General features: G+C 69.3%; 10 protein-coding genes. 7 read left to right on the forward strand and 3 right to left on the reverse strand.

The window, feature by feature from the left end; translation table 11 throughout:
- Nucleotides 1–24 precede the first annotated feature (24 nt).
- Genes CKW28_RS10960 through CKW28_RS10970 form a run of 3 tightly spaced genes read left to right on the forward strand, consistent with a single transcriptional unit; the run spans nt 25 to nt 4,189 of the window.
- Nucleotides 25–864 carry an SDR family oxidoreductase gene (locus tag CKW28_RS10960; protein ID WP_040548061.1) on the forward strand — a complete coding sequence of 280 codons (840 nt, stop codon included), beginning with the start codon at nt 25–27 and terminating at the stop codon, nt 862–864.
- The gene (locus CKW28_RS10965; protein WP_003927355.1) at nt 861–1,646 is read left to right on the forward strand and encodes an ABC transporter ATP-binding protein; all 786 of its coding nucleotides are present in this window, start codon (nt 861–863) and stop codon (nt 1,644–1,646) included. Before CKW28_RS10960 ends, CKW28_RS10965 begins: the two co-directional genes overlap by 4 nt.
- An 8-nt stretch (nt 1,647–1,654) precedes the next feature.
- Nucleotides 1,655–4,189 (forward strand): ABC transporter permease, encoded by a 2,535-nt coding sequence (locus tag CKW28_RS10970; RefSeq protein ID WP_040548103.1) that lies wholly within the window; start codon nt 1,655–1,657, stop codon nt 4,187–4,189.
- A gap of 20 nt (nt 4,190–4,209) precedes the next feature.
- On the opposite strand, the gene CKW28_RS10975 is transcribed toward CKW28_RS10970, so the two are convergent.
- The 3 genes from CKW28_RS10975 to CKW28_RS10985 all read right to left on the reverse strand — a co-directional run bounded on the left by CKW28_RS10975 (nt 4,210) and on the right by CKW28_RS10985 (nt 16,204).
- Nucleotides 4,210–5,724 (reverse strand): HNH endonuclease signature motif containing protein, encoded by a 1,515-nt coding sequence (locus CKW28_RS10975; protein ID WP_197700620.1) that lies wholly within the window; start codon nt 5,722–5,724, stop codon nt 4,210–4,212.
- Nucleotides 5,725–5,811: 87 nt separating this feature from the next.
- Entirely contained in the window at nt 5,812–11,151 is a 5,340-nt protein-coding gene (locus tag CKW28_RS10980) for a non-ribosomal peptide synthetase (protein ID WP_003927429.1), read from the reverse strand.
- Nucleotides 11,132–16,204, reverse strand: coding sequence for a type I polyketide synthase (locus tag CKW28_RS10985; RefSeq protein WP_162292332.1), 5,073 nt, complete (start codon nt 16,202–16,204; stop codon nt 11,132–11,134). The genes CKW28_RS10980 and CKW28_RS10985 overlap by 20 nt, the downstream gene beginning before the upstream one ends.
- 563 nt (nt 16,205–16,767) lie before the next feature.
- Here CKW28_RS10985 and CKW28_RS10990 point away from each other — a divergent pair.
- The 4 genes from CKW28_RS10990 (at nt 16,768) to CKW28_RS11005 (ending at nt 19,858) form a co-directional block, all read left to right on the forward strand.
- A complete protein-coding gene (locus CKW28_RS10990) occupies nt 16,768–17,178 on the forward strand; it encodes a DoxX family protein (RefSeq protein WP_003927431.1) in 411 nt (136 codons plus the stop codon).
- 55 nt (nt 17,179–17,233) lie between these two features.
- Nucleotides 17,234–17,881 carry an ABC transporter permease gene (locus CKW28_RS10995; RefSeq protein ID WP_003927432.1) on the forward strand — a complete coding sequence of 216 codons (648 nt, stop codon included), beginning with the start codon at nt 17,234–17,236 and terminating at the stop codon, nt 17,879–17,881.
- Nucleotides 17,874–19,055, forward strand: coding sequence for an ABC transporter ATP-binding protein (locus tag CKW28_RS11000; protein WP_003927433.1), 1,182 nt, complete (start codon nt 17,874–17,876; stop codon nt 19,053–19,055). Before CKW28_RS10995 ends, CKW28_RS11000 begins: the two co-directional genes overlap by 8 nt.
- A gap of 104 nt (nt 19,056–19,159) precedes the next feature.
- Complete coding sequence (locus tag CKW28_RS11005; RefSeq protein WP_234784912.1) at nt 19,160–19,858, forward strand: ABC transporter permease; 699 nt, start codon at nt 19,160–19,162, stop codon at nt 19,856–19,858.

The following is a 19,858-nucleotide window of genomic DNA, read 5'->3' on the forward strand; positions in this document are numbered from 1 at the left end:
CCTACAGAAAGTGGAAGTCAGGGTATGCCAACAGTTCTGGTGACCGGAGCGGCGCGGGGGATCGGACGTTCGATCGTCACCCAGCTCGCCGACTCGGGATGGGACGTGGTGGCGGGGGTGCGCACCGAACAGGACGCGGAGAACATTGTCGCACTGAATCCGGCCCGGATAACGTCGGTGCTGCTGGACGTCACCGAGGCCGACCACATCGCCGCGCTCGACCGGTCCCTCGACGGCCGCCTCGACGCGGTGATCAACAACGCCGGGGTGGTGGTGCCCGGGCCGCTGGAGACCGTGTCGCCGCAGGACCTACGCCGGCAGTTCGACGTGAACGTGATCGGTCACCTCGCCGTCACCCAGGCCGTGTTGCCGCGGCTGCGTGACTCGCGGGGCCGGATCGTGTTCATCTCCAGTCTCAACGGCCGGATCTCGGTGCCGCTGATGGGCGCCTACTGCGCCTCGAAGTTCGCGCTCGAGGCCGTGGCGGACGCACTTCGGATGGAACTGGCGCCCTGGCGCATTCCGGTGATCGTCATCCAGCCCACCCAGACCGACACCGACATGGTCCGCGGGGCCGATGTCATGGTCGAACAGACCGCCGCCGCGATGCGGCCCGAACACCGCGACCTCTACGCCAGACACATCGGTGGCATGCGCAAGTTCATCCGCCAGTTCCACCCGTCGGCGGTGCCGGCCGACAATGTCGCGGCCGCCGTCGTGAACGCGCTGACCGTCCGCCGGCCCCGCTCGCGCTACATCGTCGGCATCACCCACCAGTTCCCCCGCCTGCAGGCCATCATCCTGCCGAATCTGCCGCCCGCCGCGCGGGATCCGCTACTCCGACGATTGGGGAGTCAACCGTGACCGACAGCGGAGAAGACCGCGACACCGCCGTGATCGAAGCCCGAGATCTGTGCAAGTCGTTCGGGCAGGGCGCGGCGGAGACACCGATCCTCAAACACGTCGACGTCCGAATCAGCCCGGGCGAGTTCGTCGTGCTGATCGGACCGTCGGGCTCCGGGAAGTCAACACTGCTGAGCATCCTCGGCCTGCTGGAGCCGCCGTCCAGCGGCCGACTGTTCGTCGATCAGCAGGATGTCAGCGGGCTGTCCCGGCGCCAACTGGCCCGGCTGCGGGGCCGCAAGCTCGGTTACGTGTTCCAGTCGTTCAACCTGCTGGCCGGACTGTCGGTGGCGGAGAACGTGATGCTGAGCGGTCTGCTGGTCGGTGAATCCGGACGTGCGCAGTACGAACGGGCCGTCGAACTGCTCGACGAGTTCGGGCTGGCCGACAAGGCCAGACGGGTGCCCGCCGAACTGTCCGGCGGGGAGCAGCAGCGGGTGGCGATCGCGCGGGCTCTGTTCATGCGTCCGGACGTGATCCTCGCCGATGAACCCACCGGCAACCTGGACACCAAGAACGGGCGCATCGTGCTCGACACGCTCAAGAAACTGAACGCCGCCGGACAGACCATCGTCATGGTGACCCACGACCTGTCGATCGCCGAGGAAGCACCCCGGCTGATCGCGTTCCGCGACGGGCGGATCGAATCAGACAGCGCGGTACCGGCCTCCGGTGCCGCCGCCGAAACCCAGAGCGCCGAACCCGACGGCGTCGTCGTGATGCTGCGCAAGACCGGCAGGTGACGCACACCGTGACACGTCGGAAACTGGCCGCGGCGCTCAGCGTCTTCCGGATCATCAACCTGCGGGCGATCCGCCGGCACACGTTGCGGGCGTTGCTCGCCGCGATCTCACTCGGCGGCGGGGTGGCGGTGGTGGTGGCCGTCATGATCGAGACGACCAGTGTGAGCACCGCGATCGACGACGTGGGATACCGCATCGCCGGCCCCGCTCCGTTGCGCATCGTCGGCGCGGCGAACCACGGTGGCATCGCACCGGCGAGCATCGATGCGGCCCGGTCGATTCCGGGGGTGTCGGCGGTGGTGCCGGTGATCAGGGCGGTCACCGTCGTCCGCACCGGTGACCGCGAAACCTACGTGGTGGCACTGGGAATCGACTGCACGGCACGCTGGATCATCGACCCGGCGGTGTGCCCGCCCGGACAGCCGGAGCCGCCGGTCCCGGCCACCTCGGCGATCCTGGCCGGGCAGCTGGATCCGTCGTCGACGGTGGTGACCAACGCCGGACAGCTGGTGCTGACCGGGGTGCAGCAGACCGATCAGCTCGACACCATGAACAACGGCCTGGTGGTCGCGCTGCCGCTGAGCGTCGCCAAGGCCGAGTTCGCCCGCGGAGACCGGGTTGATCTCGCCTATGTCACCCTGGCCGACGATGCGCAGGCACCACGGATCCAGGGGCAGCTCCGCGACGTTCTCGGCCCCGGTTACAGCGTCCTCACCCGGGCCGACCCGGATCGCGGATTCAACGTCAACAGCGTGCTCTTTCCGCTGCTGGCGATCTTCGCGCTGATCGCGGTGGGTGTCGGGGTCATCCTGATCGCGCAGATCACCCGGCTGTCGGTGGAGGAGCGGCGCCACGAGGTGGCGGTGGCCAGCGCGCTGGGGGCCTCCCCGCAGTCGGCGGTGACCGGATTCCTCGCCGAGGCGGCGGTGCTGGGTGCGGTGGGCTCGATCCTCGGGGTGCTGGCAGGCATCGGCATCGCTCACCCGGTGGTCGCCAGTGCCAGCGCCCTGACCCAGCTGTATGTCGGGGTGAACGTGCCGGTGGTGGTGGAACCCGCGATCCTGGTGGCCGGGGTGGGAGTCGGCATCGTGCTGGCGGTGCTGGCCGCGCTGCTGCCCAGCCTGTCTGCGATGAACACCGCGATCGCCGGCGAACTCTCCGGGCGGTCCGCCCAGGAGAACACTAAGCCCCGCAGCATCTGGCCGAAGGCGCTGGTGTTGTCCACGCTCGGGGCCGCGGGGGTGGCCGCCGCGACGCTGGCCACCCGATCCGGCGGCCTGGAGCCCTTGCAGGCGGTGGTGTCCAGCGCCGCCGTCGTGATCGCGATCATCGGGCTGCTGACCGCCGCGGCGTATCTGAGCGCTCAGATGATCACGATGGTGCAGCTGCCGGCCGACCGGGCGCACGGCGCCACCACCCGGGTCGCGTTGACCGGTCTGCGCGCCAACCCCACCCGGACCACCGCGATCGCCGGAGCGGTGGCCGTGCCGGTGGCGGTCGCGATGCTGCTCTCGTCCTTCCTCACCGGAATCAACAGCGCCTCCGCGGATCTGGCGCGGGCACAGGCGACCGACCGGCTGGTGGTGGGCACCACCCGGTTCAGCGACTGGGGGTCGCTGGACGCCAAGGCCTCACCGGAGACCATCGCGCAGCTCGCCGCGCTGCCCGGGGTGGAACGCGTCGAGCGCATGGTCGAGATCGAAATCGCCCTGAACGACGGCTCGTTGGCGTATGTGCGGGCCGAAGACCATCCGACGTTCCCATTCCCGGTGCTGGCGGGTGAAGACCCGGAGCAGACCCTGGCGGCCGATCAACTGATCATCGGCAGCGTGTTGGCGCGTGAAGAACGGTTGCGGGTGGGCGATCCGGTCCGGCTCGGCAGCGGGCCTGAGGCACGCGACATGACGGTCGGCACGATCGTGGCGACCCCGGAGGTGGGCGGGCGGCGGATCTACATGCCGTACCGAGCGGCCGAGGAGATCTTTGGGCCGCAGGCGCCGGGCCTGGTCCGGATCAAACCGCGCGACGGTGTGGCATTGGACCAGATCGAAGCCGACATCAACGCCACCCGGTTCAACCAGCCGATCAAGGTGGTCGATGCGGCCGGATACGAGGCGGCGACCGCCGGCGGCGTCAGCCGTTTCCTCACCACGTTGAACGCGCTCAAGTACGGGCTGTTGGCGATCGCCTTCGTGTCGGTGACGGCAACCCTGCTGTTGGTCGGCATGCGTCGGCGCCGGGAGATGGCGCTGCTGCAGGCGTTGGGCGCCACTCGGGGCAAGGTCTTCGCCGTCACCACTCTGGAGGCGGTCATCGGGTGCGGCGTCGGCGCCGTCTTCGGTGCGCTGCTGTCGGTGGCGATCATGGTTGCCGTGCGCGGCGCCGCGGTGGCTGCGGTGGGATCGCTGAGCCCGCTGACCTATCCGGTGGCCGAGGCGGTCAAATACTCGGCACTGGCCACCGCGGCGGCCATCCTGGCGGCGATCATCCCCGCCTGGAAGAGCATGCAGACCGCACCGGCCTCCGCGCTGCGCGAGGAGTGACCCGCCGGCGGCCGGAGTGGTCACCCGGGGTCTTCTGGTGGGTCGGTGTGTGCGCGTAGGAGTTCTTCGGGGTGGTGGGCGTGGTTGACGGTGGGTGGGTGGTGGTCGTTGGTCCAGGCGAGTCGGCCGGTGGGGGTGATGGTGGCCTGCCAGCGGCCTTCGGTCAGGCCGCTGTGGTGGGGGCCGCAGGCGAAGAACAGGTGGTCGGCGTCGGTGAGACCGCCGTCCTCCCAGGCGGGTTGGTGGTGGGTTTCGGCGTGGTAGCCGGGCTCACCGCAGCCGGGTGCGGTGCAGCCGCCGTCGCGGGCGTAGCAGATGAGGCGCTGATCGGCGGTGGCGATGCGTTTCTGCCGGCCCAGATACAGTGGGCGTTCGGTGTGGTCGTCGAACACCGCCAGGTAGTGGATGGCGTCGGCGGCCATACGGATCAACTCCCGCATCGGCAGCACCCCGGTACCCCCGGTACGCGCCGGCCCGGGCATCGACACCCTGGGGTCGGCCACGGCGTGGGCGGCCTGATTCAACTCGCCCAGGGTGGTGCGCACGATCACCGTCACCGGATGCCCCCGATGCGACCCCAACCGCCCGGAGGCCACCGCGATCTTCAACCCGAGTGTGAGCCCGTCATGGCGGCGCTGAGCCGCACTGCGCAAATCGACACCCCCGGTATCGATATCCCCAACCCCGTCGGCAGCGGTGTCAGCGGTTGTCGCAGCGGTGTCGGCGGTCGTCGCAGCGGTGCCGGCGGTGCCGGCGGTGCCGGTGGTCTCAGTGGTGCCGGTGGTGCCGGTGGTATCGGTGGTGGTGTGGGGTAGATGGCGGCCCGGGCGGACCGCGGCGGTGACGGCCTCCAGATAGGCGCGCAGTTGCGGGTCGATCCACCCGGAGATCGCCGACATCCCATCACGCTGTTGGTCACCGAGGTGGATGCCGCGGCGGCGGGCCCGGTCCTGATCGTCGTAATGCCCGTCGGGGTTGAAGATCTCCTCGATCCGCCGCCCCACCTGCCGCACGATGCCGGCATCACTTCGGGCGGCCTCGGCGATAAGGCTGGCTTCCACCGCCTCCCGATCGGTCACCGACACCGCCGACGGCAACGCAGCCATCACCGTGGTGATGACCCGCAGATGCTCCTCACCGAGCAGCCCGGACTCGACAGCCCCGGCCACCCGCGCCAACACCGGCGGCAGCGGTGGGCCGCTGAGCCGGCGGCGCGGCCGCAGCAGTGCGGCCACCCGCAACCGGCGTTTCACCTCACCAGGGGTGATCCGCAACCGCGCCCACAACCGGTCTCTGACCGCCGGCACCATCGCCGGTTCATCAGGCGGGTCGGCCAACTGGGCGAACACCCGATACATCAACCCCCGATTGATCCGACACTGCGTCTCCAACCGCTCGGCCAACTCCAGCCGAAACCCGGTACCGACCTCATCGAGACACAACGCGCGCATCTCGGCATACGCCGCATCCACCGCGGCCAGCAACTCACCCACCCGCGCCCGGGCGGCCCCGGCGGTGACGAACTGCTGACCCATGAACCCACCGTATCGAACACCCATTCGACACAGCAGCCCCCACCACCCCGACTGGGGACAAAACCCCCATTGGGGACAACCCCGGCGTCAGAACCGGTAGGTCGTGCAGCCGACCTGCAGACCGGAGCCCACCGTGATGATCAGTCCGATGTCGCCGGACCGCACCAACCCCTGACCGGTCGCGACCTGGAGGCCGTACGGCAACGCCGACGAGAACGGATCCGCGTCCACCGGCAGATCGACGAACAGCGAACTCGACAGGTTCAGCCGCCCGGCGAGTTCGGCCCGGTCCGCGACCGGCAGGAACGGCGGGAACACCGCCGCGATGTCGGTGGGCGCGAGCCCCTCGGTCTGCAGCAGCTCCTCGACCGCGGCCGGTATGCAATCCAGATAGTGTGCGGTCAACTTCGGATCCCAGTCGATCTGCAACCAGGTCCGACCGTGCCGGTTGCGGGTGTAGGTGGTCAGCGCATCGGCGTGCTCGGGGTGATGATGGAACACGAACTGGCCGAAACCGACTGTGCCGTCGCCGGATCCGAGAACAACCGCGGATCCCATCTCGGTGATGCCCAGCAGGGGAAGCCCGTGGTGTGCGGAACCGGTGTCGTTGTTCTCGATCTCCGACGCGACCACCAGCGCGCCCTGCACATCCCCGGCCGCCAGCAACTCGCCGGCCACCTGACAGGCGTTGAGGAACCCGACCGCACCATTGAGGACGTCGAAAGCCAACGTCTTCGGGCCGTCGGGGGAGCGGATGTCGTCGTTCAGCCCCAGCTCACCGGCCAGGAAGGCCGCGATCGCCGGTTCGCTGACGAACTCGTCGCGGTACACCCCGGCGTGGATCAGCAGCCCGACCACCGCCGGGTCGATCCCGCTGTCCCGAAGGCCCGCCCGGGCCGCCCGCACCGCGAGTTCCACCGATCCACTGCGATCGGTGCCGTCGTTCACCGCGGTGCCGATCCCCGCGATGCGGACCCGTTGCGGCCTGGGCAGATCACGACGCGACCGCCCCCCGCTCGACCGGGGCCGCCGGAGGTCCCCGCCGGTTCCGTGGACGCGGTCCGCGCGGCGCAGTCGGTCCGGCAGATCGTCGAACGTATACAGCGCGGCGCCGACCGTCTGACCGGACCCGCTGATGCCGAACACCGTCCGATCCCCGGACTGGATCCGGTTCCCCAGGATGTGGTCCTTGAGCGCAACGAAATGCGATGTGCTCGCGGTGTTTCCACGCTCGGCGAGGTTGAAGATGGTGTTGCCCGGATGCGCCGCGGACTTCCCGAACACCCGGTTGATCGCCAGCATCGCATCGTTGAGCGAGGATTCCGACGTCTGGTGGATGAGCAGATGGTCACAGCTCTGTGGACGCCAACCGTGCCGCTGCATCACCTCCGACACATACGGCACCGCGGCCTTGACCGCAACGGCCGTACCGCCGATGGAATCGGTGACCATGATCGCCCCGCCGTGCGAGTGTTCGGTCACCTTGGCCACACACAACCTGCTGTAGCGGCCCAGCGTCGCCATGTCGATGTCGTGGAAGCCGACCCGGTTGTTGGGCCCACGCTCCAGAATGACCGCCGCGCCCGCATCGCCCAACGTCAGACAGGCCAACCGGGGGTCCATCGGCCCCTCGATCTCCTTCTGCGCGTTCTCGGTCAGATGGGTGATGTACTCACCGCTCACCACCATCGCCGACTGCACCAGCCCGGTGTGCAGAAACGCGTCGGCGACCTTGATCCCCGTCCACATCCCGGCGCAGGCGTTGCTGATGTCGAACGCCACCGCATTGGTGAAGCCGCACTGATCGCGCAACCGCACCGCCGTGGACGGCTCGAACACGAACTTGTGGCCGGGCCCGTCGCACCGGGAGATGTTGCAGGCGATGATCAACTCGATGTCGTCCGGTTCATAACTCGACCGGGACATGCAGTCGGCGATCGCCTGCCGCGCCAGATCGATGGAGAACTCCCCGGGGGCGACCATGCGCCGCCGCTTGATACCGGTCAGCCGCTCCATCGGGATCCCGATCTCGGTGGCGCATCCGGCCAGCACCGTCTCGGTCGACACCGCCTCGGCGGGCAGATAGGTGCCGATGCTCTCGATCACCGTGTTGCGGGTGTCCTGCTCGGGCAGCGGCGCCGGGGCGTGCGGTGCAGGCTCCTCGCCGTGTTCGAGTGCGGAACCGCCTGCCGCACCGGCCGACCCGCCGTATTCGGCGGCGAGCTGTGCGACGGTGCCGCACAGGAACACCGCTTCGGGGGTCAGCGGAATCCCGGCCTCGCCGGCTTTCACCGTGACCTCGAGGCTGTGCGTCGAACACCCGCCGAGCGCGAAGAAGTCGTCGTGGATGCCGACCCGCTCCACCTCGAGCACCTCGCGCCAGATGTCGGCCAGGATCCGCTCCGCGGGGGTGCGGGGCGCGACGAACTCGTGCTCGTCCCGGTCCGGAGCGGCCTGGGCAGCCGCCGTCAACGCCCGGCGGTCCACCTTGCCGCTGGCCGTCCGCGGCAGCGCCGACATCACGTAGAAGACCGCCGGAACCATGGCCGCGGGGATCCGGTCGATGAGGAACCGCCGCAGTTCGGCAGTGCTGGGTGAATCCCCGGCCGACACCAGATACCCCATCAACCGGGTGTTGCCGCGTTGATCCTTGCCCGCCACCACAACGTTCTCGGCGACCTTCGGGTGCTGTTGCAGGGCCGCCTCGACCTCGCCCAGTTCGATCCGCACTCCGCGGACTTTGACCTGATCATCGGCACGGCCCAGGTATTCGATGTTGCCGTCGGGCAGGTAGCGAGCGAGATCACCGGTGCGGTACATCATCTCGCCCGGCCGCTCGGCGAACGGGTCCGGCAGGAAGTGGGCGGCGGTCGCGTCCGGCCGGTTCAGGTAGCCGCGGCCGACCCCGGCACCGGCGATGTACATCTCCCCGGGCACCCCCACCGGGAGGGGCCGGCGCGCCGCGTCGAGCAGGTACACCCGGACGTTGGCGATCGGGCGTCCGATCGGCACCGCCGGTCCGGGCGCCCCGCGCCGGCAGTGGAAATAGGTGGCTGTGACGGCGGTTTCGGCCGGCCCGTACTCATTCCACAGTTCGGCGTCGAGTGTCGCCAGAAAGCGCTGGGTCAACTCATACGGCACCGGTTCGCCGCCACACGAGACGTGCCGCAGCGCGACACAGTCGGTCACGGCGGGCTCGGCCAGCACGGCGCGCAGCGTCGACGGCACGAAGAACGCCGCGGTGACCGACTTCTCGGCCATGGTCCGCACCAGATAGCCGATGTCCTTGTGGCCGTCGGGCTTGGTGATGATCAGCCGCGCCCCGGCGATCAACGCCCAGAAGATCTCCAGGACCGACACATCGAACGTCACCGGTGTCTGTTGCAGCACCCGGTCGGTGGCGGTGAGCGGATCGGTCTGCTGCATCCACAACAACCGGTTGCAGATGCCGCGGTGGGTGTTGAGCGCGCCCTTCGGGGTCCCGGTGGAACCCGAGGTGTGGATGACATACGCCAGGTTGTCGCCGGTGGTGCCGGCGGGGCCGGCAGCCGAGTCGGCGGTGACCGGCGACCCGACATCGAGAAACACCTGTTCCCCGCGGAATTCGCGCAGCAGGTCCGTATGCCGTCGGTGGGTCACACACACCGGAGCGTCCGACGCGCCCGACAGGATGGCGGCGATGCGGTGCACCGGCTGCGCCGGATCGATCGGCATGAACGCACCACCCGCCTTGAGCACCCCGAGCCAGGCGACGACCAGATCGGCGGAACGGTCCAGCAGAACCGGCACGATGGTGTCCGGACCGACCGACAGCCGTTGCAACCGAAGGGCGAGCGTCTCGGACCGCCGGTCCAGCTCCCCGTAGGTCAGCTCACCGTCGGCGGAGCTCAGCGCCACCGCAGCCGGATCACGGCGGGCGGCTGTGGTGACCAGGTCATGCAGGCACTCGGGTGCGCCGAAGTCCACCTCGGTCCGATTCCACTGGGCCAGTCGGCGGCATTCCGCGTCGGTGAGCAGCGGCAGTTCGGACACCTTCGCGGCCGGACCGGCGACGATGCCGGACAGCATGGTGACGAAGTGGCCGGCCATCCGTTCGATGGTGGCGGCGTCGAACAGGTCCGTGTTGTACTGCAGCGCACAGACCAGCTCGCCGTCGCGTTCGCCCATCAGCATCATCAGCTCATTGGGCGCGCCGCCCTGTCCGATGTGGACGGTCTGCAGATCCAGCTCGGCGCCCGACGCGATACCGGTGTCGCTGTCGCGGGTCTCGCGGAAACGGCGGTGCTGTTCCCAGGCGAATGACACCTGGAAGAGCGGGGCATGCCCGACATCCCGCACCGGCTTGAGCCGCTCGACCAGCAAGGTGAACGGAAACTCCTGGTGCGCAAGAGCGTCGAGGACCGTCTGCTTCGTCTGACCGAGCAGCGAGGCGAAGGTGGTGTCCCCGGTGACATCGAACCGCAGCACCAACGGGTTGGCGAAATAGCCGACCACCCCGTCCAGCCCGGACTGTTCGCGCCCCGCGAAGGGCGATCCGATCAGGATGTCGTTCTGTCCGCTGTACCGGTGCAGCAGGGCGATGTAGGCGGCCAACAACGTCATGTACGGCGTGGCGCCGGCACGGCGCGCGGTCTGCTTCAGGTCCGCGGTCAGCCGGCGGTCGATGGTGAACCGGTGCACCGCACCCCGGTAGGTCTGGGCCACCCGGCGCGGCCGGTCCATCGGCAATTCGATGACCGGCAGGTCACCGGCCAGCCGGTCTCGCCAGTACTCCCAGAGCCGTTCGCCCTCACTGCTCTCCAGCATCTGGATCTGGTGCTCGGCGTGGTCGACGTAGCGTTGCGGGCACGGTTCGGGCCGCTCGGCGCCGTGTTCGGCCGCGTAGAGCCGGCGCAGCTCGTCGAGAATGACGTCGATGGACCAGAAGTCCACCGCGATATGGTGAACCACCAGCACCAGCAGTTGTTCGCCCGAAGCGCGCCGCACCACCGACAGCCGGAACACCGGACCGGTCTCGAGGTCGAACGGTTGATTCGATTCGCGCCGCAACCAGCGATCGAATTCGGTGTCGTCGGAACCGATGTCGTGCTGGTCGATCTGCACCGGCCAGTGGGGGTGGACCAGCTGCACCGGCCGGCCGTCCCGGACCGCGTACGTGGTGCGCAGGATCGCGTGCCGGTCGACGAGCGCCTGGGCGGCGCGGTGCAGGGCACCCATGTCCAGCGGGCCGCGGATCCGCCCGGCGAAACTGATGTTGTAGGCCGGACTGCCGGGTGCGAGCTGATACAGAAACCACATCGACCGCTGCCCGTAGGACAGCGGATGCACCGACGCTGACGCCTCGGCACGCTGTTTCAGCAGCCGGGCGAGCAGGGCGCGTTTCTGCTCGGGGGTGAGCGCCGCGAGATCAGTGGAGCTGAGTGTCATCGTGATTCTCCCCGGCTGCCAGAAGCTGGCGTAACAGTTCGTCGACGGTGTCGTCGGACACCTCGGGCATCTGGTTGAGCAGTTCGATCCAGCGCCCGCCATCACCGGACCCGGACGCCACGGCGCCGTCTGGCGGGCGTGAGCGGCCCGGTACCCCTGCGCTTTCCGGCTCCGGTGTGGTGGAACCGAATCCAACCATGGTCGTGCTGATCCACTCGGCGAGGTCGCTGACGCTCGGACCGTTCAACAACTGCGCCACCGGGATGACGATCCCGAGATCCCGTTCCACCCGGGCGCGCAGCTCGGCCGCCGTCAACGAGTCGATCCCGAGGGTGCTCAACGGTGCGGCGACGTCCAGCAACGGTGGCAGCACACCGAGTTCGGCGGCCACCCGGTCACGCAGATAGGACTCGAGCAGTTCGCGCCGTTCCCGCTGGTCGGCGCAGAGCAGGACCTCGTCCACGGTGGGCGCCGCGCTTGCCGACGGCGCCGGCAGCGGCGCCGGGACCACAGTGCGTTCGGCCGTCCCACCGGTCCCGGCGCCGTCGCCGGTGTCACACCGGTCGATGTCCAGCCAGAAGCGTTGCCGCTGCCACGGATAGGTGGGCGCGGCCGTGCAATGCGACCCGTGCGGATGCACCCGGGCCCAGTCCACCGCATGCCCGCTGGCATACAGCGCCGCAAGGGATGTCATGAGCACATCGCGGCCGCACTCGCCACGCCGCATCGACACCAACGTCGTGCAGGACCGGCCCAGGTCGGCGGCATCCTCCTGCACCGCCGACAGCAGCATCGGGTGCGCACTGATCTCCAGGAACGCATCGTGTCCCCGGCCGAGCAGTCGGCGCACCGCCGCCGAGAACCGCACCGGGGAGTGCAGATTCTCCATCCAGTGGGCCGCGCCGAAACCACGACCGGTGACCGCGTCACCGGTCACGGTGGAATACAACGGAATCCGGGGATCGTCCGGGCGCAGGTTCGCCAGCAGCCCGTCGAGGCCCTCGCGGACCGCGCCGGTGCTCGCCAGCCGCGACAACCGGGTGCGTCCGCACAGCAGCGCAGCGGCGTCGTCGAGCCCGAGCACACCCGCGACATGTGCGGCCGCGACCTCGCCCATCCGATGCCCGATGACCGCGGCGGGCTCCACACCCCAGGACTGCCACAACGCCGCCAGCGCCACCTGAACGGCGAACAGGGCGGGCGACGCGATGGTCACCTCGTCCATCCGCGAATGGGACGGATCGGCGAGCAGCTCGCTCAGCGGTGAGATCTCCATGTGCCGGCGCAGCGCCCGGTCACATTCGGCCAGGGCGGTGCGGAACACCTGATCCTCGGCGTACAACCGCTGGGCCATTCCGCGCCACTGGGATCCCTCGTCGGAGAACACGAACACCACCCCGGACCGGTGCCCGGACTGCGATCGTCCGGTGAACACGCCCGGATGCGGTTCACCGCGCCGATATGCGGCCAACGCCCCGATCAGCTCCGCGCGGGAAGCACCGACCACCGCGAGCCGGTGGTCGTGGTGGGCGCGCCGAGCGCCGGCGGTGTGGCAGAGATCCGCCGGCGGAACCCCACCGGTCAACGCCGACTCGTACCGTTCGGCCAGCGCGTCGAGAGCCGCCTGGGATCGGGCGGACAGCGGGAGGATCTCCACGAAGCCGTCCGCATGGTCGTCCGCGGTCGCGGCGGCCCGGACCTGGGGCGCCTCGGCCAGCACGACATGCGCGTTGGTGCCGCCGAACCCGAAGGCGCTGACACCGGCGACCGCGCGGCCGCTGTCGTCCGGCCACGGTGTGAGCGTCTGCGCGACCCGCACCGGGAGCTTGTCGAACTCGATGGTGGGGTTGGGCTCGGTGAAGTTCAGGGTCGGCGGAATCATGCGATGCCGCAGTGCGAGCGCGACTTTGATCAGCCCGGCGATCCCGGCCGCCGCCTCCAGATGACCGATGTTGGTCTTGACCGAACCGATCAGGCACGGGCTGTCCGGCGGTCGGTCCTCGGCCAGCACCGTTCCGAGCGCACCCACCTCGATCGCGTCACCGACGGGGGTGCCGATACCCTGGGCCTCGACATACTGCACCACACCCGGGGACACCCCGGCGCGCCGATATGCGTCGGTCAGCACCACCTCCTGGGCCGTCCGGCTCGGCGCCATCAACCCGTTGGTGCGTCCGTCCTGATTGACGGCGCTGCCTCGGATCACCGCATAGATCGGATCCTCGTCGGCCAACGCCTCACGGAGCGGTTTGAGCACCACGATCCCGGCGCCCTCGCCGCGCACCCAGCCGTCGGCGCGGGCGTCGAAGGTCTTGCACCGGCCGTCGGTCGCCATCACCCCGGCGCGGGTGAAGTTGAGCCCGATACCCGCCGACAACATGATGTTCACCCCGCCGGCCAGCGCGAGATCGCATTCGCCGTCGCGCAGACTGCGGCAGGCCTGATGCACGGCCACCAGCGATGACGAACATGCGCTGTCCAGGGTGAGGCTCGGACCGCGGAAATCGAACACGTAGGACAGCCGGTTGGCGGCGATGCTCGAGGCGGTGCCGGTGCCGCTGTAGGCGTCGATCAACTCCGGATGGCTCAGCTGCAGATGCAGGTAGTCATAGGTGCTGACCCCGGTGAACACACCGGTGCGGCTACCGGCGAGGCGGTCCGGCACCAGGCCGGCGTCCTCCAGCGCCTCCCACGCCACCTCCAGCAGCAACCGCTGCTGCGGATCGATCCGCACCGCTTCGCGTGGCGAGATGCCGAAGAACCCGGCGTCGAATCCGTCGATCCGCTCCAGGAAGCCGCCCCACCGGGTGCCGTCGCCGACACTGTCGGTGTCCCAGCGCTCGGGTGGTGTCGCGGTGATCGCGTCGCGGCCCTCGCGCAGCAGACGCCAGTACGCCGCCGGCCCGTCCGCACCCGGGAACCGGCAGCCGATGCCGATGATGGCGATCGGCTCGTCGGCGCGGTCGGGTGCGGGGCCGTGCTCGGGCCGGCGACCGGCGCCGGTCGACACTCCGGCGTCGGCGGCCGTAGACGTGGCCGTGTGGGTGAGGCCCGCGAGATGCTCGGCGGCGAGATCGATCGTCGGGTGGTCGTAGGCCAGCGTGGGTGCCACCTTGATCCCCGACCACGCCTCCAACGCCGTCATCAGCTGGATCGCGCGCACGGAGTCCAGGCCGTAGTAGGCGAACGGCTGGCCGGTGTCGATGTCGTCCGGAGACAGCCCGAGCTCGCCGGCCAACTGCGCGACGAACCACGCCCGGATCTCATCGGCACCGGGCCCCGCGCCGGGTCCCGCGCCGGCCTGCTCGTCGGCCTGCTCGTCGGCTGCGGGCACCGGCTGCGCCGGCCGGGGAGTGGCCAACCGCCACTCGGCGAACGCGTCGAGTTCCCCGTCGAGGAACCGCTGGCGGCAGGTCCGGCGGCGGATCTTGCCGCTCGACGTCGTCGGGATCCGCAGCGGGTCCACCAGCACCACGGTGTGGACCCCGATGTCGTGCTGGCTGGTGACCGCGGTGCGGATCGCGGCGATCAGCTCATCGGTGTCGACCTCGCCGAGCCGGCCGCGGTCCACCTCCTGGACGATGACCAGTTGCTCCGTACCGGACGGATCGGGGCTGACCGCGAAGGCCGCGCCCCGCCCGCTCATCAGCGCCGGATGGACCTCCTGGACGGTGGCCTCGATGTCGTTCGGGTGGTAGTTGCGGCCCCGGATGATGATCAGATCCTTGAGCCGGCCGGTGACGAACAGCTCACCGTCGAGCAGGAATCCGTAATCCCCGGTCCGCAGGAACGGGCCCCGCCCGGAGTCGGCGAGGTGCGCAGCGAACGTCTCCGCGCTCTCCGAGGGCTTACCCAGATAGCCCTGGGCCACGTTCTCACCGGCCACCCAGATCTCGCCCACCACATCGGGTGGGAATTCCCGCCGGGTCGCCGGATCGACGATGACGATCTCCTCGCCGTATGCCGCCGGCCCGCACCCGACGACCGCCGCGGCGTTCGCATCGTCGGCCGCGGCGGGCACCACCCGGTGTTCCCGCAGTGCGGCGTTGTCGAGACTGCGCACGGTCGGCAGGACGTTCTCCGGACGTCCCGACACGAACAGCGTCGCCTCGGCGAGCCCGTACACCGGGTGGAAGGCGTCGGCGCGGAAACCCGCCGGGGCGAATGCTTCGGTGAACCGTCGCATGGTGGCGGCCCGCACCGGCTCGGCGCCGCAGTAGGCCCGCACCCAGGTCGACAGATCCAGCGTCGCCCGCTCCTCGGGGGTGCTGCGCTCCACACACAGCTGATAACCGAAGTTCGGGCCGACGCTGATGTTGGCGCCGTGCCACGAAATCGCCTCCAACCAGGACATCGGCCGCTGGATGAACGACGACGGCGGCATCAGATAGGCGGTTCCGCCGAAATGGACGACGCCGAAGATCCCGCCGATCAGACCCATGTCGTGATGCAACGGCAGCCAGCTGACCACCCGCGCCTCGTCACCCTGTCCGGCGTCCCTGCTGATCGACTCGAGATTGGCGAGCAGGTTGTGATGAGTCAGCACAACACCTTTCGGCGTGCTGGTGGATCCGGAGGTGTATTGCACGAACGCGACCGAATCGGTGTCGACCGTCGTTGGCGTCCAGGAGGTTTCGTCATCGGCCTCGATGGTGTCCACGGCCAGCCAGCGCAGCGGATCACCGTCGTGCAGACCGTCGAGGATCTCCTTGAGATCGGCGCGGGTCGCCGCGGTGGTGAGCACCGAGGTGGCCCGCACATCGGCGACGATGGACGCCACCCGCGACAGCAGCCGGTTGTGCACCGGCGGATGTACCGGCACCGCGACGGCCCCGACGTAGAAGCAACCGAACATCGCGGTGATGAAATCCAGACCGGACGGGCACAGCACCAGGACGCGCTCCCCGGCGACGCCCTGATCCTGAAGATGGGCCGCGATGGCGCGGGCCCGGATGTCCAATTCCTGATAGGTGAGCCGGCTGTGCTCCTGCTCCCCGGTGCAGTAGTCGAACGCGATTTTGTCCCCGTAGCGCTCAGACCTTTGCCTCAGCAAGCTCAGCAAAGTAGAAGTCACCGTGCCCCCTTATCCCCCCAGGCATTCGGCATCGCCGGATTATTGAGCTCTCCGCAACCGCCGCGACCCCTCGTCCGCGACTTCCCGCGGTGCGATCGACGGGATGGAGCGCCCCCCATCGCTCGCGCCCCGCCGGGCCCGAATCCGTCATCGGGTCCGTCGCGAGCCGCTCCCGCCCGTCGAACGGTTTCGATCGTCCTCCCGCGCTTTACCGCTGTCAATAGATTGCGCTGACGTCGATGTCGATTTAGCCAGAATGGCCTCGCGCCGACGTTGGCCCGACGTCATCACCGACGGGCTCCGCCGCTGCGGGGTTGCGGGCACCCGGGCGCGGCCCGCAACTTCCGGTGCTGGTCACGGGCTCCGGCGGCGGCGGGTCGCAGCTGGCGGACGACATTTGCCCACCCGCTGACCGTGTCAAATCAGCAAATCTGTTGCTCGTTGCGCAAGGAACATTTTCCCGACCGGTACGGAGCCTGTCCGGACATCCTGTCCCGGGCGAAAAGGACCGCGGCGGCCTGTCCACCGGATACTGTCGCCGGATGGCGCCGTTGTGTCCAGCCACCGGAACGAGGCGGGTACCCGAGCGCGGTTATCTGGCGCTCGGCACCTACATGGCCGGCAGTGCCGTGGTGGAAGCCCGGGCGCCGGTCTTCATCACCCGGACCCGCGACACGGTGCGGATGCCGTCGCGACTGCGGCCGCTCATCGCGCCGATCAAGGCGCTGACCAGTGCCGGGCTGCTGTCGGTGGGCAGGTCTGCGGTCGTCGCACGGCTCAGCGCGACCGTGCTGACGGTGCTGTTCGCCGCGGCGGTGGGCGCCCACCTGCGAGTGGGGGACCGCAGCGCCGCGATGTGGGCGGCGGCGGTGAACGCGGCGGTGTTCGCGGTGGCCGCGCTCGCCGGACCCGGCTCCCCCGCACGACACCGAAGGGGCGAATCGGCCGGGTAGCGTCGCGGCGGCGTTAGGCTCGGCGCAGGCCGAGACCGGGAGACACCCAAGACACATGGATTTCATCGAGTTCGTCCGCGAACGCTGGAGCGTACTGTCTTTCCTCGCCTACCAGCACATGAGCCTGGTGGTGCAGACGCTGCTGCTGTCCACCCTTTTGGCGGTCGCCGTCGGCGTAATGCTCTACCGCTCGACATGGGGCCGCTCGCTTGGTGATTCGGTGACATCACTCGGCCTGACCGTCCCGTCGTATGCGTTGCTCGGCGTGTTGGTCGGCATCTTCGGCGTCGGTGTGCTGCCGTCCGTCGTGCTGCTGACGTTCTTCGGGTTCCTGCCGATCCTGCGCAATGTCCTGGTGGGCCTGAACGGGGTCGACGCGGGCCTGGTCGAATCCGCCCGGGCGATGGGGATGAGCCGGCCGGCGACGCTCCTGCGGCTGGAGTTGCCGCTGGCCTGGCCGGTGATCATGACAGGGGTGCGGATCTCGGCCCAGATGCTGATGGGCATCGCCGCGATCGCCGCGTTCGCGCTCGGGCCGGGACTGGGCGGCTACATCTTCTCCGGGATCTCCCGGATGGGCGGCGCCAACGCGACCAACTCCATCATCGTCGCGACGGTCGGGATCCTGCTGCTGGCGGTCATCCTCGACGCCGTGCTCAACCTCGTCACCAGACTGACCACACCGAGGGGAATCCGTGTCTGAACCCACGTCCGATCTGCAGTCCGGCGGAGGGGCCCGGATCCTGCTCGACGGTGTCACCAAACGGTACGACCCGAAATCACCACCCGCCGTGGACAACATCACGATGGAGATCCCGGCCGGTGAGATCGTGATGCTGGTGGGCCCGTCGGGCTGCGGCAAGACCACCACCATGAAGATGATCAACCGGCTGATCGAACCGACCAGCGGCCGCATCTTCATCGGTGACGACGACGTCACCGAACGCGACGCCGACGAGCTGCGCCGGCACATCGGCTATGTCATCCAGGGCGCCGGGCTCTTCCCGCACTACACCGTCGCGGAGAACATCGCGATCGTGCCCCGGTTGCTGAAATGGGACCGGAAGCGGATCGCCGCGCGCGTCGACGAGCTGCTCGACCTGGTGAGCCTGGACCCGGACGAATACCGGGACCGCTATCCGCGAGAACTCTCCGGGGGTCAGCAACAACGCGTCGGGGTGGCGCGGGCGCTGGCCGCCGACCCGCCGGTGCTGCTGATGGACGAGCCGTTCGGCGCCGTCGACCCGATCACCCGGCAACGACTCCAGGACGAGCTGCTGCGACTGCAGGATGAGCTGCGCAAGACCATCGTCTTCGTCACCCACGACTTCGACGAGGCGGTCAAGCTCGGCGACCGCATCGCGATCCTGCAGCAGGGCAGCAAGGTGGTGCAGTACGACACCCCCGAGGAGATCCTCACCAACCCCGCCGACGATTTCGTGAAGGGCTTCGTCGGACACGGCGCCGCCCTCAAACAACTCACCCTCACCCGGGTCCGCGACGTCGACCTGCACGACGCGGTGACCGCACGGGCCGGCGGTGACCCGGACGAAGCCATCCACGCCGCCCGCGCCGCGGACCGCGAACACGTCATCGTGCTCGACGCGCAGAACCGACCGATGCGATGGATGTCGCTGGCCGAGCTGGCCAGGCCCGGTGCGCTCATCCGGGTCAGCCGGGACGAGAACCTCGAATGCGTCACCCTGGCCTCGACCCTCACCGACGCCCTCGACGACATGCTCACCTCCTCGCACGGGGTGGTGGTGGTCACCGGGCGGCGCAACACCTATCAGGGCGTGATCCGGTTGGAGACGATCATGGACGCGATCGCCGACGCGCGTGGCACCGCCGGTTCCCAGGGGGCGGGGGCGCCGTGACCGCCACCGTCGACGACACCGGGGATACGGGGCACACCGGGTGCACCGGGACCGCCGGCGACCGTGCGTCCCGATCGGCCGCGCGGCGGTGGGCCCGCCGGACCGTGCAACCGGTGCTCTGCCTCGTCGCGGTGGGAGGCGCACTGGCCTATGTCCACCTCGCCGACGTCTCCGAATCCGAGAAGCGGTCACTGGGCGTGCCGCATCTGCTGATGCTGCTGCGCCAGCACATGGAGATCAGCCTGGCGGCCACGGTGCTGACCTGTGCGATCGCGATCCCGTTGGGGGTGGCGCTGACCCGGGGAAGGTTCCGCCGGTTCGCCACACCGATCATCACCGTCTCGGGATTCGGCCAGGCCGCTCCGGCGATCGGGTTGATCGCGCTGGGGGCGGTGCTGTTCGGCATCGGCGCGGTGGGCGCGGTCGCCGCGCTCACCGTGTACGGGGCCCTGCCGATCATCGCCAACACCGTGACCGGGCTGAACGGCGTCGACGACCGGTTGATCGAGGCGGCGCGGGGGATGGGGATGCCGACGTCGACCACCCTGCTGCGGGTCGAACTTCCGCTGGCGCTCCCGGTGATCATCGCGGGGGTGCGGACCGCGCTGGTGCTGATCGTCGGGACCGCGGCGCTGGCATCGTTCACCGGTGCGGGCGGGCTGGGCCAGCTGATCACCACCGGGATCAAGCTGCAACAGACGGTGACGCTGATCGTCGGGGCGGTTCTCGTTGCGGCGCTTGCGTTGTTCATCGACTGGCTGGCGCGCATGGTCGAAGTCGTCGCCGCGCCGAAGGGCCTGTGA

It is taken from the genome of Mycolicibacterium thermoresistibile (genome assembly GCF_900187065.1).
GTDB classification, from domain to species: domain Bacteria; phylum Actinomycetota; class Actinomycetes; order Mycobacteriales; family Mycobacteriaceae; genus Mycobacterium; species Mycobacterium thermoresistibile.

Bases quoted from the DNA above. Each gene is read 5' to 3' on its own strand.
- CKW28_RS10960 (WP_040548061.1), top strand. From the start codon at position 25: ATGCCAACAGTTCTGGTGACCGGAGCGGCGCGGGGGATCGGACGTTCG.
- CKW28_RS10975 (WP_197700620.1), bottom strand. From the start codon at position 5,724: ATGGGTCAGCAGTTCGTCACCGCCGGGGCCGCCCGGGCGCGGGTGGGT.
- CKW28_RS10995 (WP_003927432.1), top strand. From the start codon at position 17,234: ATGGATTTCATCGAGTTCGTCCGCGAACGCTGGAGCGTACTGTCTTTC.
- CKW28_RS10990 (WP_003927431.1), top strand. From the start codon at position 16,768: ATGGCGCCGTTGTGTCCAGCCACCGGAACGAGGCGGGTACCCGAGCGC.
- CKW28_RS10980 (WP_003927429.1), bottom strand. From the start codon at position 11,151: ATGACACTCAGCTCCACTGATCTCGCGGCGCTCACCCCCGAGCAGAAA.